Here is a 25,507-nt window from a genome sequence, read left to right as displayed (position 1 = left end):
TATGGGGCGCTTTATCAATATCACCGCCCTGATGGGCAAGGAATTCGCCAGCCTAATCCGCGATTTGGCGCTGCTGGCTTTTGCGATCTACGCTTTCAGTTTCGCCATCTACTCGCAAGCCAACGGCCTATCGCACGAGGTTCACCGCGCCGCGATTGGGATTGTCGATGAAGACGGCTCGCAACTGTCAGGAAGGCTGATTTCGGCCTTCCGCGCGCCGCAGTTCCAGCCACCGGACTTGATCCGCCTCGATGAAATCGACCGGGCGATGAATGCGGCGCGCTTTACCTTCGTGCTCGATATTCCGCCGAATTTCGAAGCCGATGCGCGGGCCGGGCGCCAGCCCACCGTGCAAGTGCTGGTCGATGCCACCGCCATGATGCAGGCGGGCATCGGCGCCAGCTATATTCAGCAAATGGTGCTGGACGAAACCCAGCGTTTCCTCGCCCGTAACGACGCCAAACCGGCGCGCCCGCCCGTCGATCTGCACTGGCGCTTCGCCTTCAATCAGGATTTGAACACACCGCGCTTCACCGGCGTGATGGCCTTGATCGACAATATCACCATGCTGTCGATCCTGCTGGCCGGAGCGGCATTGGTGCGCGAGCGCGAACATGGCACCATCGAACATCTGCTCGTGCTGCCCGTTCGGCCCTTCGATATTATGATGGCGAAAGTGTTGGCGAATGGCGCAGTGATCCTGCTGCTGACCGCCCTATCCCTGAAATTCGTTGTGGAAACGGCCCTATCGGTCCAGCTTGCTGGGTCGCTGCCGCTGTTCCTAGCAGGTGTGGCGCTCTACCTCTTCTTCACCACCGCGCTGGGCATGTTTCTGGGCACGGTTGCGAAATCGATGCCGCAACTCGGGTTACTGTTCATCCTAGTGTTTCTGCCGATGAACCTTCTCTCCGGCGGGCAGACGCCACGCGAGAGCATGCCGGAAGCCTTGCAGACGATCATGCTCGCCTCCCCCTCCACCCATTTCGTGGCGATGGCCCAGGGCATTCTCTATCGCGGGGCCGGGATCGAAACCGTCTGGGTAAATTTCCTCTCGGTTGCCCTGATCGGCGGCGCTTTCTTTCTGATAAGCCTGCGCCGCTTCCGCAGCCATTTGGCGACGATGGGGTAGCCGCTTAATCCAGCCGCTCCGCTTTCAAGCCCCGCCCCTCGCCTGCGCGGAAGCGCTGGGCTTTCTCGCGGTTGCCGCAGGTCGCCATATCGCACCAGCGGCGGGAATTGTTTTTGGAGCGGTCGTAGAACAGCCAGCCGCAGTCCGGCGCCGGGCATTGCTTCAGCCGCTCCAACCCACCGCCGAGGAAAAGGCTGAGCGCCGATTGCGTCAGCGGGCCGAGGATCGCCGCCGGGGGCCGGTCACCAAAGCGGATGGTAAAAGCGCCGCCCGCCTCCGCCTCCAGATCGGCGTGTTCAAGGGCGTGGGCGGCTTCCTGCTTCAACAGAAAAAGATCCGCCCGCAACGGCGCATCTTTACGGGTGACGGCAGTGCCGATGCGGAAGATTGCCTCCCGCACCTCTAAGGCCCTTCGCAAAAAGGCGCGCCCCTCCTCCCCCGGTAACCGATCAAGCGCCGCTGCGGCCGTTTCCGCACTCACGACGCCCGCATGCTCTGCCCACAGCACCAGATGCGCCGGGGCTTTCAGATGCTCCAGCGCCCACGGTCCGCCGCGCCCGCTGGCGGTATTGACGAAATCCAACGCGGGCAGACCGCCCACCAGCATCAGACTTCCGGCACGCGACGGATGATCGGACATTGTTAAAACCGTCAAAAGATGTTTTGATGGTTATGGGCTCGACCCCAAACCAAAGAACAGGAGAGGTCTTTTACCATGAAACAGCGGTTTATCGGAGTCGCGGTTTTGGCGGCGGCGCTGGCCGCCCCCGCTGCCCGCGCCGATATTAAAATCGGCGTTGCCGGGCCGATCACCGGGGCGAACGCCGCCTTCGGCGCGCAATTGGTGCAGGGCGCAGAACAGGCCGCCGCCGATATCAATGCGGCGGGCGGCATTCTGGGGCAGAAGATCGTGCTGACGACGGGGGACGATGCCTCGGACCCGCGCCAAGGCGTGGCGGTCGCCAATAAATTTGCATCGTCCGGCGTTAAATTCGTCGTCGGCCATTTCAACTCGGGCGTCTCGATCCCGACGTCGGATATCTACGCCGATGCGGGGATTCTCCAGATCACCCCGGCTTCGACCAATCCGAAGTTCACCGACCGCAATCTCTGGAACACGTTTCGCACCTGTGGGCGGGATGATCAGCAGGGTCTGGTTGCCGCCACGTATATTCTGAACACTCACAAGGGTAAGAAGATTGCGGTCATCCACGACAAGACCGCTTATGGCAAAGGTCTAGCCGATGAGACCAAGAAAAATCTGAATGCCGCCGGGGTGACCGAAACCGTCTATGAGGGCGTCAACACTGGGGATAAGGATTTCACCTCGCTCATTTCTAAAATGAAAGCCGCTGGGGTGGAGTTTCTTTATTGGGGCGGGCTGCACGTCGAGTTCGGCCTAATCATCCGTCAGGCCGCCGAACAGGGGCTGAAGCTGACCGCGATGGGCGCCGATGGCACCACGTCCGACGAACTGGCCTCGGTCGCGGGACCGGCGCTCGAGGGCACGAAAATGACCTTCCCGCCTGACCCGCGCCAGCGCCCGGAAGCCGCCGCCGTGGTGAAACGCTTCCTGGAGGAGCGCAAATTCAACCCGGAAGCCTATACACTGTATGCCTATGCCGCCATTCAAGTGCTGAAGCAGGCAATCGAGCAAACGGGCGCCGTTGATGCCGAGAAGACCGCGAAAACCCTGCACGCGGGCGGCACCTATAAAACCGTCATCGGCGATATCAGCTACGACGCTAAGGGCGACCGTAAGAACGTCGATTACGTTACCTACACATGGAAGAAAGGAGCCAACGGCGCGATTACGTATATCCAGGATTAACCGACAGTCTAGTGTATCCCTGTTTGGACTTCTTACGGGGGAGGGACGATCCCTCCCCCGCTTTTTACCGTCAAATCATCTTTTACCGGTTATGCGGCCCGCACATCCTTAAGGAAGCTCGACAGTTCCGCCCGCAGCACCCCCGTTTCGCGGCTGAGGTTCTGGGCCGAATCGAGTACCTGCCCGGCGCTGCTGGACGTCACCCCGATGCCCTGGCGGATCTGGGTCAACGACCGGCTAACGCTTTCCGCCCCGGCGGCGGCGGTTCCGGCCTGCCGTCCGATTTCGCGGGTGGCCGTCGATTGTTCCTCCACCGCGCTGGCAATGGTGGCGGCAATGGTCGCAACATGGGCGATGACGCCCGAGATTGCGCGGATCGATGCCGCAGTTTCCTCCGCCACCCGCTGCACATCGGCAACCTGGGCGGCGATTTCCTCCGTCGCTTTGCTGGACTGCCCGGCCAAGGTTTTGACTTCCGAGGCGACGACGGCGAAGCCCTTCCCCGCGTCCCCTGCCCGCGCCGCTTCGATGGTGGCGTTGAGGGCCAACAGATTGGTCTGCCCGGCGATTTGATTGATCAGGGATACAACGTCGCCGATTTTGCGGCTGGCGGTTTCAAGCTGCGCCACCGACTGCATCCCCTCCGCCGCCTTTTGCCGCGCGTCATCGGCAACCTGCTGGCTCATCGCCGCCTGCCGGGCGATTTCGGCGATAGAACTATCGAGCTGATCGCTGGCCGTCGCCACCGATTGAATGCTTTCGGACGCGAGCGCCGAGGCTTCGGCAATCGCATTCCCTTGGGCGGTCGCCTCGCGCGAGACGGTGGCGAGCGACTGGGCCGTGCCTTCCAACTGGTCGGCCGCCTGGGCCAAAGTGCCCAAAAGATCATGGGCGGTCGCATCCAAGCCTTTGGTCAGCGTATCTAGCCGGTGCAACCGCGCTTCGCGGGCCTTTTGCGCCTCGGCTTGGGCGATTTCGAGGTCACGGCGCGACAAAGCATTTTGCCGAAACGCATCGAGCGCCGCCACCAGCGCGCCGATTTCGCCGCGCGCGTGCCCCAGATCGACGCGGGCATTCAGATCGCCGCCCGCAAGATCGCGCATCGCCTGCGTGATCCGCCCGAGCGGCCCGGTGATCGAGAGGGCGACCAAGACCGCCGCCACCCCACCGATTGCCAGCGCGACCGAAGGCACGACAATCGATTGCCAGGTTGCCGCCTGCGCCGTGCGGGACGTTTCATTGATCAGCGCCGCCTGATCGGCCTGCGCCGCCTCGCTCACGCCGCGCAGTTTTTCCGCGAGCCCCGCCTGGATCGGCGCGAGCTTTTCCAGCCGTAGTTTGGCGCGGGCGATTAGCAGATCGGCGGATTGTTGCAGCAGTTTCGCATAGGCCTCCACAGCGGGCTGAAGTTTGGCGACCGCTTCGGTTTCTTCGCTGCCATTGGCGGTGGCAGCGAAGGTCTTCAAGCTGTCGGACGCGTACTTCCAGGCCTTCAGTAAAGCATCGGCACGGGCAGGAAGTTCGGTTGCAGAAGTTTTTGTCAGCCCAGCCCCCGCCCGCTCGGCTAAAGCGAGATGCTGTTTGATGCCATCGTCCAGCCGGGTGGACAGGTCGGCAATCGCGGCAACACCTTCCGCATCGAAGATCAGCTTGCGGTGATCGGACAAGGCCTTTAGGGCGGGCGGGAAGACCGCTTCCAGCGCGGGCATCTGTTGGCGCACGGCTGCCCATTGGTCGGAGACCGACAGCGTTTGGCGCACGCTGTCGGCATAGTCGCGGTAGGCGGGCGACAGGGCGGCGTCGAAGGCCGCCACCCGGCGCGCCCCATCGTCCAGCAGGGCGGGCACCGCAGCCCCATCGGCCAGCACCGCCGCATCGATCTTCGGCCATAGCCCGGTCAGGGCAAGGTCAAGTTGCGCCGCCGCCGTGCTGGTGGCAGCACTCTGCTTCACCTGGGCCAAGTTTGCCGAAACTGTGCTGAGGGCGGCCCAGGACAGAAGCCCGAGGCCCGCACTCACCAGAATCAGCACCCCGAACCCCAGGGTGATACGGCGCGTGATAGTAATCCGATCGAGGACGCGAAAAATGCCCGGCATACTGGTCTCCTAGGCGTTAGAGGGTGCCGTACCCGCCCCCGCCCGGGGTTTCGATGACGAAGCAGTCGCCCGCCGCCATCGCAACCTCGTGGGTTGCGCCGAAAACCTCCCGCTGGCCGTTACTCCGGTCGACATAGTTTCGCCCCACGGTCCCGGGCTGACCGCCCGCCAACCCGAACGGGGCGACCCGGCGGCGATTGGCCAGAATCGCAGCCGTCATCGCTTGCAGGAACCGGACGCGGCGAATAACCCCATCGCCGCCCTTGAACTTTCCGCCCCCCCCTGAATTCTTGCGGATAGAAAAGCTTTCCAGCAAGACCGGAAAACGCCATTCCAAGATTTCAGGGTCGGTCAGACGCGAATTCGTCATATGTGTGTGGACGCCGGAGGTGCCATCAAAAGAACTCCCCGCCCCGGCACCACCGCAGATGGTTTCGTAATATTGGTACTGATCGTTGCCGAAGGTGAAATTGTTCATCGTACCCTGGGCCCCCGCCAAGATACCGAGGGCGCCATAGAGCGTATCGGTGATCACCTGACTGGTTTCGACGTTCCCCGCCACAACGGCGGCGGGATAACGCGGGTTGAGCATACTGCCTTCCGGGATAACAATATCTAAAGGCCGCAAGCAGCCCGCGTTCATCGGAATATCGTCCGGCACCAGGGTGCGGAAGACATAGAGCACCGCCGCCCGGCAAATGCTGGCGGGGGCATTAAAGTTGTTCGGCTGCTGCGGGCTAGTGCCGGTAAAGTCGATCTTCGCCGACCGTTTGGCCTTATCGATGGTAACGCTTAGGGTGACCGTGGCGCCATCGTCCATTTCATAACGGAAACTACCGTCTTTCAGGGCGTCGATAACCCGGCGTACCTGTTCTTCGGCGTTATTCTGCACATGGCCCATATAGGCCCGCACGACATCCAGCCCGAACTGACCAACCATGCGCTTAAGCTCGGTCGCCCCGCGCTCGTTCGCGGCGATCTGCGCGCCGAGGTCGGCGATATTCTGGTCGATATTCCGGGCGGGATACGGGCCGGAGGCGAGCAACGCCCGCATTTCGGCTTCCCGGAAACGCCCCCGCTCCACCAGCAGCACATTGTCGATCAACACGCCTTCCTGATCGACGGTTTTGGAGGTTGGCGGCATCGAGCCAGGCGTGATCCCGCCGATGTCGGCGTGATGCCCGCGCGACGCGGCGTAGAAGCTGGGCGTGCTATCGCCGTCCAGGAAGATCGGGGTGATGACGGTAATATCCGGCAAATGCGTGCCGCCATTGTAGGGCGCGTTGAGCACATAGACGTCCCCCGGCCCCATCCTTGCGGCATTCTGGCGAATGACCGCCTGCACCGAATCGCCCATCGATCCCAAATGCACCGGCATATGCGGGGCATTGGCGATCAAATTACCGTCGCCGTCGAAAATCGCGCAGGAGAAATCCAACCGTTCCTTGATGTTCACGGAATGGGAGGTGTTTTCCAGCGTCGATCCCATCTGCTCGGCAATCGACATGAAGAGGTTGTTGAACACCTCCAGCATCACCGGATCAACCGTGGTGCCGACCGCGAAGCTCTTTTCCAGCGGGACAACGCGGGTGAGCACCAGATGGCCGCGCCCGGTCAACTCGGCTTCCCAGCCCGGTTCCACCACATTGGTGCCGGTCGGTTCGATGATGACGGCGGGACCAGACACCTTATCGCCCGCCAGCAACAGCATACGGTCATAGACGGCGGCCTGATGGCTCTTGCCGCCGGTATACACCGCGACCTGCGCAATGGGTTCCGCCGTGCCCGAGGTGCGGGCGGGCACCGGCGCGTCCTGATGCCGGTCCATCGCGCCGACGACCTCGACGGCCACGGCTTCGACGATATGACGCTTATCGGGGACGATGAAGCCATAGCGGCGGCGGTGAGCATCCTCGAAGCGGCGGATAAGCTCCGCCACCGCATCCGGCCCCTCGGGCAGATCGACGATCAAGAAGGCGTCGGTCCCCTCGTAGCGCAGGCGCAGGGTAGGCAGCGCCGTCATTTGCGCGTCGGGGATTTTCTGGCTTGCCAACTCCGCCTTCGCTGCGACGGTCAACCGCGCCACGGTCTCGGCGAGCTGGGGCAGAAGGTCCGCCGCCAGCGGCGCTTCCACCGCCGCTTCGCGCATCACGCGGAAATCGGCAAGGCCCATCCCATAGGCCGAGAGAACCCCCGCCAAGGGATGCAGGAACACCTTGGTCATCCCCAGCGAATCCGCGACCAAACAGGCGTGCTGCCCGCCCGCACCGCCGAAGCTGCACAGGGTATAATCGGTCACGTCATAGCCGCGCTGGATGGAGATTTCCTTGATCGCGTTGGCCATATTTTCGACGGCGATTTTCAGGAAACCATCGGCCACGTCTTCTGGCGTGCGGGTTATGCCCGTCGCCGCCTCGATCTCCGCCGCCAGCGCCGTAAACTTGGCGACAACGGCGGCCCGGTCGAGCGGCAGATCGCCATTAAGACCGAAGACTTTCGGGAAGAAGGCCGGGTCGAGCTTGCCGACCATCACATTGGCATCCGTCACAGTCAGCGGCCCGTTGCGGCCATAGGCGGTGGGGCCTGGGTTCGCGCCCGCCGAATGGGGACCGACGCGGTAGCGGGTGCCATCGAAGCTGAGGATCGAGCCGCCACCCGCCGCAACCGTGTGGATTTGCATCATCGGCGCGCGCATGCGCACGCCCGCCACCTGGGTATCGAAGGCGCGTTCATACTCGCCCGCGAAATGCGACACGTCGGTGGAGGTGCCCCCCATGTCGAAGCCGATCATCTTCTCGAACCCGGCCGATAGGGTGGATTGCACCGCCCCAACGATACCGCCCGCCGGACCCGACAGGATCGAGTCTTTGCCCTGAAACAGGCTGGCGTCGGTCAAACCGCCGTTCGACTGCATGAACAGAAGCCGCGTGCCGCCCAATTCGCCCGCCACCTGATCAACGTAGCGGCGCAGGATCGGCGACAGATAGGCATCGACCACGGTGGTATCGCCACGCCCGACCAGCTTCATCAGCGGGCTGACCTCATGGCTGACCGAGACTTGCGTAAAGCCGATTTTCCGCGCGATCTCCGCCGCCGCCTTTTCATAGGCGGTATAGCGGTAGCCGTGCATGAAGACGATGGCGCAAGAGCGGATCCCATCCGCATAGGCGGCGGCGAGCGCGGCCTTAGTCGCCGCAAGGTCGAGCGGGGTTTCGACGGTGCCATCGGCCCGCACCCGTTCCTTGGCTTCGATCACCCGCTCGTAGAGCAATTCCGGCAGTTTGATATCGAGCGCAAAAATCTCCGGCCGGTCCTGATAGGCGATGCGCAGGGCATCGCCAAAGCCTTCGGTGATCAGCAGAACCGTGCGGTCGCCCTTACGCTCCAGCAACGCATTGGTGGCGACCGTGGTGCCCATCTTGACCGCGGCAATCTGGTCCGCCGGGATCGGCGCACCGGGGGCGACCCCCAGAAACTCCCGGATCGCCTGCAAGGCCGCGTCGCGGTAGCGTTCGGGATTTTCGGAGAGCAGCTTCTTTGTCAGCAGTTGGCCATCGGGCCGCCGGGCGACGACATCGGTGAAGGTGCCGCCCCGGTCGATCCAGAATTGCCACTGCCCGTTCGCCTTGCCATCGGGCATGGTGAGGTTCCTTTTTTTGAAGTTTGTTCAGATGCCGAGATAGGCGCGACGCACGCCGTCGTCGGCCGCTACTTCGGACGAGGTACCGGACAACGCAACGCGGCCGGTTTGTAGCACATAGGCGCGGTCGGCCACATCCAGGCATTCAGCCACCCGCTGTTCGACCAGCAGCACCGTCGTCCCACGATCCCGAATGCGCTGCACGGCGACCAGCAGCTCATCGACCAGCTTCGGCATGATGCCCTGGCTGGGTTCGTCGAGCATCAAAAGGCTCGGTTGCCCCATGAGCGCCCGGCCAATCGCCAACATCTGCTGTTCGCCGCCCGACAGGGTTTCCGCCTGCTGGTCCAGCCGTTCGGACAAGCGCGGGAAGAGCGAGAAGATAAACTCCAGCGGCGCTTCCCGCTCCGCCCCTTTGGCCTTGGTATAGCCGCCCAGCATCAGATTGTCGCGCACCGACAGTTTCGGGAACAGCCGCCGCCCTTCCGGCACCAGCGCCACACCGGTGCGGGAAATCTGATGGGCGGGCAGTTTCAGCAGATCGGTTCCCTTGAAGGACACGCCGCCGCGATCCGGCTTCACCCACCCGGCGATGCTTTTCAGCAGCGTGCTCTTGCCCGCCCCGTTGGAGCCGACAACGGCGACGATCTCGCCCTGCCCCACCTCCAGCGAAATGCCCTGAATGGCGACCAGGCCCTTGTAGGAGCTTTGAAGATCAGTGACCTTGAGCATAGCGGTCCCCCAGATAGGCTTTGATCACCTCGGGATTCTTGATCACCTCGGTCGGCTTACCTTCGGTCAAAACCTTGCCGAAGTTCAGCACCACGGCGCGGTCCACCAGCGGCATGACGATTTCCATGACGTGTTCGACCATCAGCACGGTAATGCCCTTCTGGCGAATGGCACGGACCAGTTCAACCCCGGCCTGGGCCTCCGTCGGCGTTAGCCCGGTCATCACCTCATCAAGCAGCAACAGGCGCGGTTTGGTGGCCAGAGCGCGCGTCACTTCCAACCGGCGTTTTTCCGGCGGGGTGAGTTCCACCGCCAGCCGATGCGCCTGCGGGGCCAGACCCGTCCACTCCAAAGTTTCCATCGCCAGCTTTTGTGCGGCTTTGGTCGATTTCGCCCGGTTGTAGGCGCCAACCGTGACGTTTTCGAGCACGGTCATCGATTCGAAACTGCGCACCACCTGGAACGTCCGCCCGATCCCCGCCGCACAACAGGCAGCAGCATCGAGGCCGGTGATATTCTTCCCTTCGAACCACACTTGCCCGGAAGTTGGGGGCAAGGCCCCCGCGATGATGGAGAAGAGGGTGGATTTCCCGGCGCCGTTCGGGCCGATCAATCCCAGGATTTCCCCTTCCTCCAAGCTGAAGGAAACATCGGTATTTGCGGCCAGCCCGCCGAATTGCCGACAGATTTTATCCACGCGCAGCAGGCTCATGGCGTCACCTTTTGCGAAGCGAGCGACGGGCGGGATTGACGGCGGCGCCGGGTGAAATCCGCCCAGAGACCGACGATACCTTCCGGCTTCAGCAGCGCGATGACCATGATCAAACCGCCGTAGAAGATCAGATCGAGGCCCTGGCCGCTGCCGCCGATGTAAGAGCGGGTGAGTTCCGAAACCGGGATCAACACCGCCGCCCCGACCACCGGCCCCCACAGGGTGCCAAGGCCGCCCAGCACGGCGGGCAAAGTCATCAGCAAGGAAATCTGGAAGTTCATCACGCTTTCGGGGTCGATGTAGCTGACGAACTGCGCATAGAAAGCCCCGCCAACGCCGGTGAAAAAGGCCGATAGGGCCGCCGCCTGCATCTTGGTCGGGAAAATCTTCACCCCCAGGCTTTGCGCCGCTTCGGGGTTGTCCTTGATCGCCCGCCAATAGTGACCAAGCTTGCCGCCGTCGACCGTGTAGGTGACCAGCCACAGCAGCGCGGCATAGCCGAGGGCGACATAATAGAAGGGCAGCTTCGCCGTCTGGAATTGCAGCATCGTCCAGCTATCGCCGAGGAAGGGAATGTAGATCCCCAGCGTCCCGCCGACCCACGGCCAGGATTGGAACAGCAGTAAGGCGCCTTCGGCAATCACGATGGTGGCGATGACGAAGTAATGGCCTTTCAGGCGGAACAGGGGCCAACCGATCAGCAGGGCCAGACCGGCGGCGATGGTGCCGCCGACCACCATGCCGAACCAGGGCGACGCGCCGAGGTGGGTCAACAGCAGGGTGGACGTATAGGCGCCGATCCCGAAGTACAGCGCATTGCCGAGCGAGATTTGTCCGCAATAGCCGCCGAGGATATTCCACGCCTGCGACAGACCGGCATAGAGCAGCGTCAAAATCAGAATGTTGAGGATGGTCACGCTGCTGATGGCATGGGGCAGCAGGACGAGAACCCCCATCAAAACCGCGCCCGCGGCGAGATGGCGGTGGCGAAGGTCGAGCGACCTCCAAAGGTTAGAGTTTGCCAAAGAGGCCTCGCGGACGCAGGAGAACGGTGAGGAGATAGAGGGCGAAGATACCGAGCTGCTTGAGCGCGGGTTCCAGCACCACCGCCGAGACGGATTCGACCAGACCAACCAGCAACCCGGCGGCTAACGCCCCCAGAAGATTGCCGAAGCCGCCGGTCGCGACCGTCACATAGGCGATGAGCGCGAAGGTCGCCCCGACCCCCGGATGAACGTAGTAGAAGGTCGCCAGCATCGCCCCGGCAACGCCGACCGCCGCCGCCCCCAACGCCCAGCCGAGCGCGAAAATCTTGTGGCGGTCGATACCGATCAGGCTGACGGCCTCGCTATCCTCGCGGGTCGCTTCCAAGGCGCGGCCAAAATCGGTGCGCTGGATCAGAAGATAGAGCGCCAGGAAGGCGAGCAGGCAGACCACGCCCGCCGCAAGCTGCGGCACCGGCAGAAACACCCCGGCAATCGAGATCGTCTTATCGGCGACCACGCTGTCCTTGATGCTGCGGTACTCCGGCGTCCAGAAAAGCTGCGCCAGACCGCGCATGGTGATCGCAAGCCCGAAGGTTGCAAAAATCTGCACCATCCCGGCGTTTACCTTGGCGGCCAGGGCGCGTTTGACGACGGTTCGATAGATGAAGATCCCGAAGGCCGCCATCACCAGGGCCGTCGCCGGCATGAGCAGGATCGGATCGAGCTGTAAGAACAGGTACAATCCGAAAGTGACATACATGGACGTCATCAAAAATTCGCCGTGGGCGAAATTCACAACGTCCATCAATCCGAAGATCAGGGACAAGCCCGCCGCGATCAGGGCGTAGATCAAACCGATCAAGAGGCCGCTGGCCACGAGCTGGGCAATGGCGGATATCGTCATGGCCTAGTCTCGGGCGCCGATTAGCGGGCCGGGATCGGCCAAACGACCGGGCGGCTAGCGGTTTCGAACGGCCAGACGGAGCGGTAAACGCCGTCCTGCACCTGGATCAGCACGGGGGTGGCGCCAGTATTCTGACCGTTTTCGTCAAAGCGCACATTGGCCCACGGCATGATCGTCTTGTCGCCCGGAATATCGGTCTTTTGCAGGGCGCCACGAATGTCTTCGTTCTTGATCGACCCGGCGCGGTCGATCGCATCAGCCATCACCAACACCGCCATCAACTGGCGGGCGCTATTATCGTTCAGGTCTTTGCCGCTGCGCTTCTTATACATTTCATTGACCTTGGCGACCATCGGGCGCTTTTCCGACAGATCGAGCGAGAAGCTGGAGCGGCTGATGATGCCTTCCGCCTTATCGCCAACGGCTTGCAAGAAGGCCTGTTCGGCAAACCCCGCCGCCTGGGCAACGATGCCTTGCGGCTTATAGCCAAGCTCGCCCATCGTTTTCAGCAGCAGGATCGCGTCGGTCGTATAGCTCGACGGCATCAGCACCGGTGCGCCGGAGGATTTGAGCTGCTGCACTTCCGAGGTCAGCGAGGGGCTGTTGGCGCGATACTTAATATCGCCCGCAACCTTAATGCCGCGTTCGCCCGCCAGCTTGCGCTGAATATTGGAGCTGTCGGTGCCGAAGATCGTATCTTCATAGAACATCGCCACTTGATCGACGGTGATATTCTTCTTTTCCTTCATGTCCTTATAGAAATCGAACATGGCTTGGGAGAACATTTCATCGTGGGCCGAGGTGCGGAAGAACCATTTTAGGTTCCGGCGGTGCAGGCTGGGCGAAGATGAATCGGCGGCCAGGAACGGCACTTGATAGCGTTCGGCAACCTGGCTGACGACGGCAGCCACCGCGCTATGATAGGCGCCGATGATGGCCGACACTTTGTTTTCGGTAATCAGGCGTTCGGCTTCGGCGCGGCCCTTTTGCGGGTCGGCCTGATGGTCGGCGAACACCAGTTTGATCTTGGCGCCGCCGAGTTTCGGTAGACCGGCGCCCGGCCCAAGCGGCAGGCCGATATCAATATCTTCATTAATGATGTCGAGTGCGGTTTCCATCGCCGCCTTGGCGTCGATCCCGGTCTGGGCGCCCGCGCCCGACATGGGTTCGATGACGCCGATCACGACTTCCGAAACCTGGGCATAGGCGGGAAGCGCCAATGCAGCGGACAAAGCCGCCGATGCCAAAAGAGTCTTCACATTCACCATGACATAAGCCTCCGTTTTTTATCGTCTTATCGTGGGGGAAAGGAACCGACCTGCGGCGGCGCACGCCCTAGCACGGGTGGGGGATCAGCCGTGCTAGGGCGGGATTACGCGTGCCGCAGGTCGGTGATCAGCATGCACCCGGGGGAGTGGGTGATGCAGAACTCGGGGCGGGCGGCCTGGATCACGGTCTGCGGCGTTACCCCGCAGGCCCAAAAGACCGGCACTTCGCCGTCTTCAATCGCCACCGCATCGCCGTAATCGGGCGTGGCGATGTCGGTAATCCCAATCTGCTCGGGAAACCCGAAATGCACCGGGCCGCCGTGCATATCCGGGAAACGGTTGGTAATCTCGATAGCGCGCAGGGCGTCCGCCGGTTTCAGCGGGCGCATGGAGACAACCATCGGCCCCGCGAACGGGCCAGCCGGCGTCGTCGGAATATTCGTCCGATACATCGCCACATTGCGCTTTTGCGCCACATGCCGCAGCGGAATACCGGCGGCAATCAGTGGCGCTTCGAAGGTAAAGGAACAGCCGATGACGAAGGTCACGAGGTCGTCGCGCCAGACATCGGCAATATCCGTCGCCTCGCCGGTCAGCGCGCCGTGATGAAACAGCCGGTAGCGCGGCAGATCGTGGCGGATATCGATCCCCGCGCCCAAGCTGGGCAAACGCGGATCACCCGGCTTCGATTCGGCAAGAACAGGGCAGGATTTCGGATTGAGTTTACAGAATTCGCGAAAGTCGTCGGCAAATTTTTGCGGCAGAATAACCACATTTCCCTGACTATAACCCGGCGCAAAACCCGATGTATGGCCGGAGATCACTCCCGACCGGATCAGTTTTCGCACCGAGGCGGCGTCGGACATTGTCTGGACATCAGTCATGTCAAGATTCCTCTGCGGTGACAATTTTATGAAGCCATCCGCGAGGCCCATTCGTCCAATTTATTTTTTCGACGGTTTTTGATAAATGATTTTTATCAGTAAGCAGAAAAACTTGCGTTTAGGTGCGGTTTAAAGTGAAACCGAAACAAAGACCGCTGATTAAATAGTCAGCCTTGCTGCCTTTTTAGACAGTCTCCGCCACCTGCTGCGCGATGGCCGCTACCAAGACCGCCAAGGAGTTATCGGGCGTATTAACGTAAGTCGCGGTAAACATCAGATCGGGCAGTGCCGTTTTCGTAGGCAGAATCCGCAATTTCCCCGCCGCCAGTTCCTCTTGCACCACGGTCGGCGGAATCGCGCTGATGCCGATCGAATCCATCGTCATGCGGACGATCGACGAGAGCGAACTATTGCCGAAGACCCGCACCCCGGGAATATTATTGCGCTTGAACAGCTCGATCACCTGATGATAGGGCCGCGAGGCGCGGGCGTAGGTAATGATCGGCCATTGCGCAAGGTCTTCCAGCGACAGCGGCGCATTGGTGTTCACCAGATCGGGCGCGGCCAGCCAGGCGATTGGGTAGGTACAGAGCGGCAGATTGGTCACATTCGGCGCGCTGATCGGCCCCAGCAGCAAGGCAAGGTCAAGCTGCCCTTCCAGCAAGGCATCGCGCAGATTGACCGACACATCGACGGAGATTTCGAGCGTGATTTGCGGGTGCCGCTGATAGACTTCCTTGACCAGCCGGGGCAGCCACGTATGAACGATGGTTTCTGACAACCCCAGGCGCACCATGCCTTTCAAGGCGCTCGGGTCGGTCACGGCCATAACCATTTCATCGCGCAAAGCCAGCAGCCGTTCGACGTAATCCAGCAGCTCGACGCCCTTGACCGTCAGGGTCGGGCGCCGCCCCTCGCGGTTCAGCAGGCGGATTTGCAGATTATCCTCAAGCTGGGCAATGCGCGCGGAAATCGCGGGCTGGGTCGTGTGCAGCTTTTCCGCCGTGCCGCGAAAACTGCCGAGCTTGGCGACCCAAAAGAAAGTTTCGAGATTACGAAAATCGATCACGGTAGCCCCATCGTCCAGCGTTCGGTCAAGCTAGACGATGGGGGCACGGGTGCAAACGCTAAACCGCGCGCAGGTCTTCGAGATATTGCTCGACCGCCACCCCTAAGGTTGCCGCGCTGCGTTGAATAACGCCGCTGGCGGCTTGTGCGGCGGCGGCGGCGGACGCGGCGCCCTCCCCGGCTTTACCAACGTCATCGACAACCGCGACCACCCGATGGGTTTCGTCCGCCGCATCGGCCATGCGGCGAGCAATATCGCCGGTCGCTTGCCCCTGCTCCTGCAAGGCGGTGGCCATCGCTTGGGTAAGGCTGTTGAGATCGGCAACAACCCCATCCATCGACCGCATCGCCTCTGCCGTTCCTGTCGCCGCCCGGCGCACTTCGGCAATTTGTCCGGCGATTTCGTGGGTGGAGGTCGCGGTTTGATTGGCGAGGGTTTTCACCTCGCCCGCCACGACGGCAAAGCCCCGGCCTGCTTCGCCCGCCCGCGCCGCCTCGATGGTCGCATTCAGCGCCAAAAGATTGGTGCGGGCGGCAATATCCTCGATCAACCGGCTCGCCTCGCCGATACGCTGCGCTGCGGTCAGGCTTTCGGTTACCTGGGCATTGGCTTCGCCTGCAATCCGCACCGCAGTTTCCGCCACGCCCTGGGCTTGGATGACCCGGCCTTCCACCTGCTGGATCGCGCCGGAAAGCTGGGCCGCCGCCCCGGCCACCGCTTGAATATTGCTATTGATGGCGCGCACCCGCCCCATCAGCCCCTGCATTTGCCCGCTCACGGTTCCCGCCGTCTCGCTTAGCCCTGCCGATAGATCGGTTACCTGCCGAATATCCTCGGTCACCGCCGCCAGAATCCCCTGCACCCGGTCGCGGAAACTATCGGCCAGCGACAGCCGGTCGGCGCGGCGACGGTCCCCGGCATGGCGGCGCTCATCCTCTGCCTGGGCATTCAGATCGCGCACGTCTTGGGCATTGCGGCGGAAGACCGCCAGCGCATCGGCCATGCGGGCCAGTTCATCGCGCCCGGCCACGCGGATATCGGCGCCAAGATCGCCGCCCGCGATCCGTTCCGTCGCAACCACCAACCGGTCGAGCCGCCGCAGCAGGGTGCGATGCACGATAAGCCAGGCAATGATAAGGGCCAGCACTAGGCTAACCGCCGCGACCCACACCAGGGTGCGGAAACTTTCCCCCAGCACCTGCGCAACCGCCCCCGCTTCGGCAGAGGCTTGATCGTTGACGGCGTTGACCAGGGCCGTGACGGCGGCGGAAATCGCCGCCGCCGCTTGCCGAACGGCGGCCAGTTGATCGGGGATCCGTTGGGCGGCGTCAAGCTCGGTCTGCCGCACGGCGAACAGGCCCTGCGCCCCCTCGCCGATTTTCAGAAATGCCTCAACCTGTTCGGCGACCGAAGCATCAGCAATCTCTGCCGCCGCTGTCCGCACGGCGGTAACGGCATCGGGATAGCCCCGTTTGGCCTGCCCCACGTCGCGCGGATCGGCGGCTTCCAGCGCCTGAACCAACAGCGCCCGCGCTTCGGCCACCGTTGCGCGCAGGGCGAGGCGTCGGGCCTTTTGATCATCCGCCAGGGTTTCGGCGGGGGACAGGGTGTCTTTCAACCCCTCTCCCCGTCGCGCCAAATCTGCCGAAAGGGCCAGCCGGCGCGGCTGGGTTTGCAAGCGGGTTTCGACCGTGGCGTCGAGATCGCTCAAGGCTGCTGCCAGATCGGCCCGGGCCTTCCGTAGGCCGCCGAGCGGAAAGCCGAAGGGATCGAGCCGCGCCATCGCTTCGTCTAGCAAACGGCCCTGCTCCTCCAGATCAGAAATCGTCTCCCCCCGCTCCATCTGCCGCCGGGTGGCGGCAAGCTGTGGGGCGAGCGCAACGATAGCGCCGCTGCGCACGGCCACATCTTGGGCCAGCACCGTGACCGGCAAAGCACGGTCGGTAATCCGTGCCAGACTCTGTTCGATCCGCCCGAAAGCGATCAGACCGGTAGCGCTCGCCGCCACCGTGAGCGCCACGATCAGCAGCAGCGACAGATAGAGTTTCGCCCTTACCCCTGCGAAGAACCCCGTTTTTGTAGCCATGACACCGCTCCCTCCCCCTGTGCTGCGTCAGGCGCCGGGCAGCAGCGTTACGCCGCGCTCGGCCAGACTGATATGGGCCGTCGCCCCGGCGGGCAGCGCCTGCATCAGATCACCGCCAACGGCAAACAAATCGCCGAAGGCGCTGCTAAGGTGATATTCGATGTGCGACCCGAGATAGGTGGCCTTCTTAACCTCTGCCGGGGCGGAATTCGGCCCCGGTTGCGCGGAAACCCGGATGGCATGGGGGCGCACAGCCAGGGTCACCCCGCCGGGGGCAAGATCGCGGTGCGGCAGGGTCAGGCTCAGATCGCCGAGGCGCACCTGTCCCTGTTCCTCATCCGTCCGCGCCAAAAGTTCGGCGTTCAAGAGATTTGCCCCACCGATGAAGTCGGCAACGAAGCGGTTCACCGGCCGCTCGTACAGATCGGTCGGCGTGCCTTCCTGGGCAATCACAGAGCGGTTCATGACGATCACCCGGTCAGAAACTGCCAAGGCCTCTTCCTGATCGTGGGTGACATAGACGGAGGTGAGGCCCAGCGACTGCTGAAGATCGCGGATATCGTCGCGCATCTTGCGGCGCAGCTTGGCGTCAAGGTTCGACAGTGGTTCGTCGAACAGCAGCACTTCCGGCTCCAACACCAGAGCGCGGGCCACGGCGACGCGCTGCTGCTGCCCGCCCGAAAGCTCTGACGGTAGGCGGTTTTCATAGCCTGCAAGGCCGACGAGGCGCAGCCCTTCCTTCGCCTTCGCCTCGATCTCCGCCTTCGGCAACCGCCCGAGCGTGAGACCGTAGGACACATTCTGGATCACGCTCATATGCGGGAATAGCGCATAGGACTGGAACACCATCGTCACATCGCGTTCGGTCGCATGCAGGCGGGTTACATCCTTACCGCCAATGAGAATTTGCCCATCGGTCGGAAACTCTAGCCCGGCGATCATGCGCAGGGTCGTCGTCTTGCCGCAGCCGGACGGGCCGAGCAGCGTGACCAGCGTGCCGGGCGCAATGGTGAAGGAAACGCTATCGACCGCTTTGACCGGCCCATAGGCGCGGGTGACGGTGCGGAATTCGACGCCCGCCGGGCGCGTGGTAAGGGGGCTCATACGGTTTTCTCCACAGCTTGGGGCACGGGGGCGGCGATGGGGCGGCGGCCGATGCGCCGCTCGCCGACGAGGAGTTGGATGACGCCGATGGCCACTGCCATCAGCACGATCAGGGCCGAGCAATAGGCAACGGCGAGGCCGAAATCCCCTTGCTCCACCCGCCCGACGATATAGGCGGTCGCCAGCTCGTATTTCGCCGAGACTAGGAAGATGACGGCGCTGATCGAGGTAATGGCGCGAACGAAACTATAGACCAGCGAGGCGACGATGGCCGGGCGCAGCAGCGGCAGGATCACCCGGCGCAACGTGGTGGCGCTGCTGGCCCCCAGCGTCTGGGAACATTCATCGAGGCTGCGGTCGATCTGGCTCATCGCGGCAATCCCGGCGCGGATGGCGACCGGCATGTTGCGGAAGACAAAGCAGATGATCAGGATTGCAAAGCCGCCCGTCAGTTCAATCGGCGGCTGGTTGAAGGCCATAATATAGCTGATGCCGATGACAGTGCCGGGAATGGCAAAGCTCAGCATGGTCGCAAATTCAAACGCCCCCCGCCCTGTAAAGCGCTGGCGGACCAGCAGATAGGCGGTCAGCAGCCCCACCGCCGCCGTGATCGGCGCGGCAAGGGCGGAGATTTCGAGCGTGGTGAACAAGGACGCCCAGGCCCGCCCCGTCCAAAGAATCCCGCCGTTGACCCATTCCGCGCTAAACGCCGTCGCGTAATGGCGCAGGGTCAGCGTGTGATTGCGGCCCCAGGTTTCAACAAAGCCGCCATACAGGATCATGCCATAGAGAATTGCCGTAAACCCAGCCCAGGGCAGCACCACGGCATAGGCGAGGCGCGAGACCCGGCGCGGCAGCAGCGCATGCTGGCCGCCGTCGCCCTTTCCGCCGACGCTGGTATAGGACTTCTTGCCGAGCCACAGCCGCTGCACGAAGAACGCGGTTAGGCAGAGGGTGAGCAGAATAATCCCCAGGGTCGCCGCCATGCCGGGATCGTTCTGCGCGCCGACGACCGAGAAGAAAATCTTGGTCGAGAGCACGTCGAAATTCCCGCCCAGGATCAGCGGATTGCCGAAATCAGCTAGGCTTTCGATGAACCCGATCAGGAAAGCATTGGCGAGGCCAGGGCGGATTAACGGTAACGTCACCGTGCGGAAGGTCTGCCAGCGCCCGGCGCGCAGGGTTTGCGCCGCTTCTTCCACCGACGGGCTGACGCCCTGCACCACCCCGATCATGACCAGAAAAGCGATGGGGGTAAAGGCCAGCACTTGGGTTAGCAGCACGCCGGGTAGCCCATAAATCCAGCGCGACGGCGGAATATCAAAGAGGGTTGAAACCATCGAGGTCACAATCCCGTTGCGCCCGAACAGCAAGATCAGCGCTAGACCGATCACGAAAGGCGGCGTGATGATCGGCAACACGGTCAACAGCCGCAGCAGCTTTTTGGCGCGAAAGCCGGTGCGCACGGCTACCAAGGCAAAGCCAAGGCCGAGCAGCGTCGTGCAGAAGCCCGTCAAAACCGCCAGCAGCAAGGAGTTCCACACCACTCCGCAGCGGCGCCCGCCGACGACGCAATCAAGGCTCCAGATCGAGCGGGTAGTCAGCCGGTCGAGGAAGGCGAGGAAGGAGAAATCCCCCTTGGTCCCAACGACCGCAGCGGCCAGCACATAGAAAACGGGCAGGAAGACGAAAACACCGATCCCCGCGACGGCAAGCCCCACGGCGCCAGCGGTGAACCCATCGCCCTTGAAGGCACCCCGGTCGGCCAACCCATAGGTCAGCAGAAACAGCAGCGCAAGCCCAGTGCCCCAGGCGCCAAGGCCGATGCCGGTTTGGGCGTCAACGATACCGAACAGGGCTTCCCCGGCGGAAAATGTCCAACCGCGCAGACCGATGCCGAACCCTTGGGCCAGCAACGCCGCCAGACCGAACGCCCCTCCGAGGGCGAGACCGAGGCCGCGCCAAGCCCGGTGCACCGCCGCCCGCGCCGGATCATTCCCCGGATTGGGCAGTGGCCAGAGCGTCGCCGCCGTCGCGAAAGCCAAGGCGGCGCCAATCGGCACCAGCCACCAGCGCCCTTGGGCAAGCCCAGCCCAGAGGGCCGGGCCGACGCCCGCATCAGGCCCGGCAGAGAGGAAAAAAGGCACGCCCCAGGCCTGCCCTGCGTACCAGGGGATCACCGCATAGCATAGCCATCCGGTGATCAGCCAAAAGCCGACCGGTCGCCGCATTTGATTGCTCCTGAGAGAGAAAAGGCGCGCGTGCGACTATCAAACGCCGCCGCGCGCAAGTATCCGCAACGGGGCATTCAGGCGGATAACAGGAAACCGCCGAATGCCGCTCCCCCGCGATGGGGTTAGTTGGAGGACGCGCGGATGTCGTTATCCCAGCGGGTCAGCAGGCGCTTTCGCTCGTCGGCGGTACCGTACTTTTGGAAATTATAGTCGATCAGACGAATATCGGCGAGGCGCGGCGCTTCGGCCGGGATCGGCGATTTCTTGTTCGACGGCACCTGATAGCTTTTATTCTGGCCCGCGATGGCCTGGGCGTCCGGGGTTAGCGCCCAGTCATACCATTTTTTAGCATTATCGAGGTTTTTGGCCCCGTTGATGATCGCCATCGAGCCGATTTCATACCCCGTGCCTTCGCAGGGGGTAGCAACATCGACCGGAAAACCGTTGATCTTCTGGGTCACGCCATCGTGGATGAAGATCAGCCCGACCAAGGTTTCGCCGCGCGCCGTCGCATTGGCCGGGGCAATGCCGGATTTCGTATATTGGTTCACCTGCGGGTGCAGCTTCTTCATATAGCTGAAGCCATCCTCTTCGCCGAAAAGTTGCACCAGCGTTGCCAGAGAGGTATAGGCGGTGCCGGAAGAATTGGGATTGGCGGTCTGCACTTCGCCTTTGAATTCCGGCTTCAGCAGATCAGACCAGCACTTCGGCGCGGCGATTTTCCGTTTCTTCAGCTCGTCGGTATTATAAATGAACCCCAGCGCCCCGGCATAAATGCCGACGCTACGGCCCTTCGACTGCTTGAACTGGCTCACGGCCCAGGGGTGCAAATCCTTAAGGTTCGGCGACTCATAGGCCGCGAGCAGCCCTTCTTCCGACGCCTGCAACTGGGGATCGCCTGGCCCGCCCCACCAAATATCGGCCTTCGGGTTGCTGGCTTCGGCGCGCACCTGGGCCAGGGTTTCCCCGGCGCTCTTGCGCGTCAGCGCCACCTGAACGCCCGTTGCGCGCTGAAAGGCGACCGACATGGCCTGACACCATTCTTCCTGCACACCACAGTAAACGGTCAAGGCACCCTGGGCATGTGCCCCCGTGGAAACAAAAAGACTGGACCCGAGAAGCGCCGCAACCGCCGAGAGTTTCGCTAAACCGCTCATTGCCTATCCTCCAATATTTCTTATGTTACAAGTGTTACTTCATGTGAAATAAAGTAAACTTGATGATTTATATTTGAACTTTATTTTTACTCGCGTCAATCCTGATTCAGGCGTAATCATGGCAGAGGGAAAATCGGCGTCAGGCCGAAGCAAAGACGGAGGGGAAACCCGTGCCTTTCTTGGGAACCGCCACCGGGTGGAGCGTGCGCACGAAGCTGCTGGTCGCCTTCATGGGATCGAGCCTATTGACGCTCGCCATCGCCGCCATCGGTTGGGTGGCGCTGACCCAGGCGGAACGGGTGACCGATCAACTGTCGCAGCAGGCCATGCCGGTGATGAGCGCCGCCGTCGCCCTAGCCGATGCCAGCGCTGGGCTGGCCGCCATTGCCCCGGTCATCGTGACGGCGGACGCCGCCCCGCCGCTCGCCCGGATCGCCGACGAACTGTCGGAGCGCGAGGGCGATTTGCGCCGCAGCCTTGAAGGGTTTTTCGCTGCCGACAGCGCAAGCCCCACCCCATCCGGCCCGTGGCGGGACCGGATTTCTGGCACGGCGCAGGATGTGGCCGGGGAGTTGCGCAGCCTTGTCCGCGCCCGCCGCACCATCCTCGATCTGCGCATCCGGATGCTGCAACAAAAGGATCTTTACACCAGCGCCAAAAGCAATCTGGCGCTCTGGCAAACCAAGCTGGTGCAATCGGCCAGTGGGCTGCGCGGCCCCGCCACCGCCGCCGATCCCGCCGCCGCCGTCCTGGCGCTGGGGCTGGCGGCGGAGGAAGCGGCGCGGCTGGTCAATGCCACCCTATCCGCCTTCGCTGTTGATCACCTCAACGATATCGAACAGGCGGAGGCCGCCTATGTTACTTCCTCCGTCGCGCTGACCGGGCGCGTCGCGCGGCTGCTCGACCTCGGGTTCCCGGCAGAAACGCTGGAGAAAGCCTTCGGCGCGCTGACCAGCACCCATACCGAGATTTTCGATCTTCGGCGGGAAATGCTGCTGGCCGAACAGACGATGGGCGGAACCCTGGCCCGCACCGCCCGGCAGTCCGCCGCGCTGATTGAGCAGGTTTCCGCCCTCACCCAAAGCGTCCAGGCGCGCGCCCGGGCCGATAGCGCCGCCGCGATCACCGCTCAGCGTTCCTCCAAAATCAGTATGCTGCTGCTGGGGGCGGGCTGCGCCAGCTTGGCCGCCTTCGCCTGTTTTACCCTGGTCCGGCGCCTCGCCCATCGGCTGCATGCGATCACGGCGGCGATGGCACGCCTTGCCAGTGGTGACCGCGACACCCCCGTTCCCGCCGTCAGCCGCACCGATGAAATCGGCCGCCTCGCCCGCGCCTTCAGCGTCTTCCGCGATCAGGCGCAAGAGCGGGTGGAACTGCTGGAAAAAGTGACCGAGCAAAGCCGCCTCGTCCGCGCGCTGTTCGATAATCTCGATGAAGGGTTGGCGATCTTCACCCCCGGCGGCCGGTTGCTGCACGCCAATCCCCGCTTGGCCGCCCTGCTGCACCTGCCGGAACCGCCGCAAGAGGGGGACGATTGGCGCGGCCTGCTTGCCGCTGCAATTGATCGTTCGGCGCGGCTGTGCAATGCCGGGCGGCAGTTGATCCTGGCCGACGATATTCTGACGCACCCGGCGCAAGCCCCTGGCCGCTGGGAATTCACCTTCCCCGGCCCGCGCGCCGATGGCGGCCCGGGTGAACCGATTGTCGAAGTGCATTGGACCCCGTTGCCCCGGGGTGATTTCGCCATTCTGGCCTGCATGGATGTGACCGAGCGCCGTTCCATCGAACGGCAGTTGCGGCAAGCGCAGAAGATGGAGGCGATTGGCCGTTTTACCGGAGTCATCGCCCATGACTTCAATAATTTCCTGACCGCGATTCTAACCAACCTGCACTTGCTGGCCGATCAGGAGGCCGAGGCCCCGCCGCCACGTCTGCGCCGGGCGCTGGAAGCCGCCGAACGGGGCGCAGCGATGATTGCCCGCCTGCTGGTCTTCGCCCGCAATCAGGCCCTGCAACCGGAACTGCTGGCGGTCAACGATCTGATCCACGGCATCAGCGAGTTTCTGGAGCTATCGGTCGGGCCGGATATTCGCATCCATCTCGACCTCGACCCCGCCGTCGGACATACGCTGGTCGATGCGGGACAGCTCGAAAGCGCGTTGGTCAATCTGGTGCTGAACGCGCGCGACGCCCTGCCGGAAGGGGGGAGTATCACCCTCAGCACCCGCATTCAGGCACCCGACGATCTTGGCCCCGCCGATCCCTGGGTCTGTTTGGCGGTGGAGGATACTGGCAGCGGCATGACGCCGGATGTGATGGCCCGCGCCGCCGACCCGTTTTTCACCACCAAACCGCCCGGCGGCGGCACCGGCTTGGGTCTCAGCATGGTTTATGGCTTCATCGGCCAGAGCGGCGGCGACGTGCGCATTGCCAGCGAACCGGGGCGCGGCACCCGCGTTAGCCTATTTCTGCCGCGCCGTAAGCCGGTCGAACCTTTGGCCGCCGCGCACCCAGCGCCCGAACCCATGGTGCCGCCGCTCGCCATTCTGCTGGTCGATGACGATACCGCCGTGCGCGAAGCTTTGGGCGATATGCTGACGCACCTCGGCCACCGCGTCACCGCCTGTGCGACGGAGGCGGAGGCCCTGGCCCATCTCGCGGCAACCCCCGTCGATTTGCTGCTGACCGATCTGTTGCTTGGCGACGCGCAGAGCGGCTGGACCATCATTCGCACTGCCCGCGCCGCCCGGCCAGACTTGCCGGTCCTGGTCTGCACGGGCTATGACCCCAGCCCGCAGGCGGGTCTCGATCCGGCGCTAGCCGCACTGCCGGTCCTGCGCAAACCGTTCACCCTCCCCAGCCTAACCCAGGCCCTCGCTGCTACAGGAGCCGGACGCCGATGACCGCCCCTTCCGCCGCCCGCCCACGCCTGCATATCGCGCTTGTCGAAGACGACCCGCTGGTTGCCGATAGTCTCGGGGATTTCCTCGGGCGAGAGGAGTATCAGGTCCACCCCTGCCCCAGCGGCGCCGCCCTGCGCGCGCTGCTGAGCCGCGCGCCGGTCGATCTGATCCTGCTCGACCTTGGTTTGCCCGATGAAGACGGCTTTGCCCTCGCGGCCCAAATCCGCGCGCAATCGCCGGTACCGATCATCATGCTGACCGGGCGCGGCGCCGATGTGGATCGGATCGTTGGGCTGGAACTGGGGGCGGATGATTATGTCGTTAAACCCTTCAATCCGCGCGAGCTGTTGGCGCGGATCAAGGCCGTCACCCGCCGTGCCCAAGCCGCGCCGCCGCCGCCGCCCATCCCCACCGCCGCCCCGACGCAAAAGGGCTATCACTTTGCCGGTTGGACGCTCGACCTTGCTCTGCGCCGCCTTGTGCAGCCCAATGGCGCTATCGCCGACCTGAGCACGACGGAATTCGAGCTTCTGACCGTGCTGGTCGAAAGCCACGGCGAGGTGCTAAGCCGTCAAGAAATCCTGCGCCGCTGCGGGCGGACCAGCGATGCCGTGTTCGAACGGTCGATCGACGTCACTATTCTGCGCCTACGCCGCAAGATCGAGGCCAACCCGCAGCAGCCGGCGTTTATTCGCACCGAACGCGGCATCGGTTATCTGTTCGCGACGCAACCGACTCCCATCGGTTAAGCGCTTGTCTTTCCGATCCCCCT

Annotated in this window: 18 protein-coding genes; 4 read left to right on the top strand and 14 right to left on the bottom strand. The window is 63.1% G+C overall.

All coding sequences use genetic code 11. The features are described from left to right. The first annotated feature begins 1 nt into the window (after position 1). The gene (locus CHR90_RS08630; RefSeq protein WP_094408578.1) at positions 2-1,129 is read left to right on the top strand and encodes an ABC transporter permease; all 1,128 of its coding nucleotides are present in this window, start codon (positions 2-4) and stop codon (positions 1,127-1,129) included. A gap of 4 nt (positions 1,130-1,133) precedes the next feature. Here CHR90_RS08630 and CHR90_RS08625 read toward each other — a convergent pair whose 3' ends face one another. Further along, on the bottom strand, positions 1,134-1,769 hold the full coding sequence (locus tag CHR90_RS08625; RefSeq protein WP_094408577.1) for a CGNR zinc finger domain-containing protein: 636 nt from the start codon (positions 1,767-1,769) through the stop codon (positions 1,134-1,136). A 75-nt stretch (positions 1,770-1,844) separates the two neighbouring features. Here CHR90_RS08625 and CHR90_RS08620 point away from each other — a divergent pair, with 75 nt between their 5' ends. Next, complete coding sequence (locus CHR90_RS08620) at positions 1,845-2,960, top strand: branched-chain amino acid ABC transporter substrate-binding protein (RefSeq protein ID WP_094408576.1); 1,116 nt, start codon at positions 1,845-1,847, stop codon at positions 2,958-2,960. 89 nt (positions 2,961-3,049) lie between these two features. Here CHR90_RS08620 and CHR90_RS08615 read toward each other — a convergent pair whose 3' ends face one another. The 13 genes from CHR90_RS08615 to CHR90_RS08555 all read right to left on the bottom strand — a co-directional run bounded on the left by CHR90_RS08615 (position 3,050) and on the right by CHR90_RS08555 (position 21,832). Continuing rightward, a complete protein-coding gene (locus CHR90_RS08615) occupies positions 3,050-5,056 on the bottom strand; it encodes a methyl-accepting chemotaxis protein (protein WP_094408575.1) in 2,007 nt (668 codons plus the stop codon). A gap of 16 nt (positions 5,057-5,072) precedes the next feature. Then, entirely contained in the window at positions 5,073-8,696 is a 3,624-nt protein-coding gene (locus CHR90_RS08610; RefSeq protein ID WP_094408574.1) for a hydantoinase B/oxoprolinase family protein, read from the bottom strand. A gap of 27 nt (positions 8,697-8,723) precedes the next feature. Then, on the bottom strand, positions 8,724-9,428 hold the full coding sequence (locus tag CHR90_RS08605) for an ABC transporter ATP-binding protein (protein WP_094408573.1): 705 nt from the start codon (positions 9,426-9,428) through the stop codon (positions 8,724-8,726). Then, positions 9,412-10,140 (bottom strand): ABC transporter ATP-binding protein, encoded by a 729-nt coding sequence (locus CHR90_RS08600; RefSeq protein WP_094408572.1) that lies wholly within the window; start codon positions 10,138-10,140, stop codon positions 9,412-9,414. The genes CHR90_RS08605 and CHR90_RS08600 overlap by 17 nt, the downstream gene beginning before the upstream one ends. Beyond that, entirely contained in the window at positions 10,137-11,096 is a 960-nt protein-coding gene (locus CHR90_RS08595; protein ID WP_094408571.1) for a branched-chain amino acid ABC transporter permease, read from the bottom strand. Before CHR90_RS08595 ends, CHR90_RS08600 begins: the two co-directional genes overlap by 4 nt. A gap of 55 nt (positions 11,097-11,151) precedes the next feature. Next, positions 11,152-12,030 carry a branched-chain amino acid ABC transporter permease gene (locus CHR90_RS08590; protein ID WP_094408570.1) on the bottom strand — a complete coding sequence of 293 codons (879 nt, stop codon included), beginning with the start codon at positions 12,028-12,030 and terminating at the stop codon, positions 11,152-11,154. A gap of 20 nt (positions 12,031-12,050) precedes the next feature. Then, complete coding sequence (locus CHR90_RS08585) at positions 12,051-13,298, bottom strand: ABC transporter substrate-binding protein (RefSeq protein WP_094408569.1); 1,248 nt, start codon at positions 13,296-13,298, stop codon at positions 12,051-12,053. A gap of 104 nt (positions 13,299-13,402) precedes the next feature. Continuing rightward, positions 13,403-14,182: a putative hydro-lyase gene (locus tag CHR90_RS08580; protein ID WP_094408568.1), complete on the bottom strand. Its 780-nt coding sequence runs from the start codon at positions 14,180-14,182 to the stop codon at positions 13,403-13,405. A gap of 184 nt (positions 14,183-14,366) precedes the next feature. Further along, positions 14,367-15,251, bottom strand: coding sequence for a LysR family transcriptional regulator (locus tag CHR90_RS08575; RefSeq protein ID WP_094408567.1), 885 nt, complete (start codon positions 15,249-15,251; stop codon positions 14,367-14,369). A 58-nt stretch (positions 15,252-15,309) separates the two neighbouring features. Continuing rightward, positions 15,310-17,337, bottom strand: coding sequence for a methyl-accepting chemotaxis protein (locus tag CHR90_RS08570; protein ID WP_094408566.1), 2,028 nt, complete (start codon positions 17,335-17,337; stop codon positions 15,310-15,312). Between the two features lie 27 nt (positions 17,338-17,364). After that, positions 17,365-18,441 carry an ABC transporter ATP-binding protein gene (locus CHR90_RS08565; protein WP_094408565.1) on the bottom strand — a complete coding sequence of 359 codons (1,077 nt, stop codon included), beginning with the start codon at positions 18,439-18,441 and terminating at the stop codon, positions 17,365-17,367. Next, complete coding sequence (locus CHR90_RS08560; RefSeq protein ID WP_094408564.1) at positions 18,438-20,672, bottom strand: ABC transporter permease; 2,235 nt, start codon at positions 20,670-20,672, stop codon at positions 18,438-18,440. The genes CHR90_RS08565 and CHR90_RS08560 overlap by 4 nt, the downstream gene beginning before the upstream one ends. A 125-nt stretch (positions 20,673-20,797) precedes the next feature. Then, the gene (locus CHR90_RS08555; protein WP_094408563.1) at positions 20,798-21,832 is read right to left on the bottom strand and encodes an ABC transporter substrate-binding protein; all 1,035 of its coding nucleotides are present in this window, start codon (positions 21,830-21,832) and stop codon (positions 20,798-20,800) included. Between the two features lie 170 nt (positions 21,833-22,002). Between CHR90_RS08555 and CHR90_RS08550 the strand changes: the two genes are divergently transcribed. Further along, on the top strand, positions 22,003-24,735 hold the full coding sequence (locus tag CHR90_RS08550; RefSeq protein WP_141210909.1) for an ATP-binding protein: 2,733 nt from the start codon (positions 22,003-22,005) through the stop codon (positions 24,733-24,735). After that, complete coding sequence (locus tag CHR90_RS08545; protein WP_094408561.1) at positions 24,732-25,484, top strand: response regulator; 753 nt, start codon at positions 24,732-24,734, stop codon at positions 25,482-25,484. The genes CHR90_RS08550 and CHR90_RS08545 overlap by 4 nt, the downstream gene beginning before the upstream one ends. The last annotated feature ends 23 nt before the right edge of the window (positions 25,485-25,507 follow it).

Source organism: Elstera cyanobacteriorum, from assembly GCF_002251735.1.
GTDB classification, from domain to species: Bacteria; Pseudomonadota; Alphaproteobacteria; order Elsterales; family Elsteraceae; genus Elstera; species Elstera cyanobacteriorum.
The sequence above is the reverse complement of the archived record's forward strand: the minus strand, read 5'-3'. Positions and strand labels throughout refer to the sequence as shown.

Excerpts from the sequence above, each read along its gene's own strand:
- CHR90_RS08610 (WP_094408574.1), bottom strand. The coding sequence starts at position 8,696 with ATGCCCGATGGCAAGGCGAACGGGCAGTGGCAATTCTGGATCGACCGG.
- CHR90_RS08590 (WP_094408570.1), bottom strand. The coding sequence starts at position 12,030 with ATGACGATATCCGCCATTGCCCAGCTCGTGGCCAGCGGCCTCTTGATC.
- CHR90_RS08595 (WP_094408571.1), bottom strand. The coding sequence starts at position 11,096 with ATGGGGGTTCTCGTCCTGCTGCCCCATGCCATCAGCAGCGTGACCATC.
- CHR90_RS08630 (WP_094408578.1), top strand. The coding sequence starts at position 2 with ATGGGGCGCTTTATCAATATCACCGCCCTGATGGGCAAGGAATTCGCC.
- CHR90_RS08585 (WP_094408569.1), bottom strand. The coding sequence starts at position 13,298 with ATGGTGAATGTGAAGACTCTTTTGGCATCGGCGGCTTTGTCCGCTGCA.
- CHR90_RS08565 (WP_094408565.1), bottom strand. The coding sequence starts at position 18,441 with ATGAGCCCCCTTACCACGCGCCCGGCGGGCGTCGAATTCCGCACCGTC.
- CHR90_RS08580 (WP_094408568.1), bottom strand. The coding sequence starts at position 14,182 with ATGACTGATGTCCAGACAATGTCCGACGCCGCCTCGGTGCGAAAACTG.
- CHR90_RS08615 (WP_094408575.1), bottom strand. The coding sequence starts at position 5,056 with ATGCCGGGCATTTTTCGCGTCCTCGATCGGATTACTATCACGCGCCGT.
- CHR90_RS08625 (WP_094408577.1), bottom strand. The coding sequence starts at position 1,769 with ATGTCCGATCATCCGTCGCGTGCCGGAAGTCTGATGCTGGTGGGCGGT.
- CHR90_RS08560 (WP_094408564.1), bottom strand. The coding sequence starts at position 20,672 with ATGCGGCGACCGGTCGGCTTTTGGCTGATCACCGGATGGCTATGCTAT.
- CHR90_RS08545 (WP_094408561.1), top strand. The coding sequence starts at position 24,732 with ATGACCGCCCCTTCCGCCGCCCGCCCACGCCTGCATATCGCGCTTGTC.
- CHR90_RS08600 (WP_094408572.1), bottom strand. The coding sequence starts at position 10,140 with ATGAGCCTGCTGCGCGTGGATAAAATCTGTCGGCAATTCGGCGGGCTG.
- CHR90_RS08555 (WP_094408563.1), bottom strand. The coding sequence starts at position 21,832 with ATGAGCGGTTTAGCGAAACTCTCGGCGGTTGCGGCGCTTCTCGGGTCC.
- CHR90_RS08620 (WP_094408576.1), top strand. The coding sequence starts at position 1,845 with ATGAAACAGCGGTTTATCGGAGTCGCGGTTTTGGCGGCGGCGCTGGCC.
- CHR90_RS08605 (WP_094408573.1), bottom strand. The coding sequence starts at position 9,428 with ATGCTCAAGGTCACTGATCTTCAAAGCTCCTACAAGGGCCTGGTCGCC.
- CHR90_RS08570 (WP_094408566.1), bottom strand. The coding sequence starts at position 17,337 with ATGGCTACAAAAACGGGGTTCTTCGCAGGGGTAAGGGCGAAACTCTAT.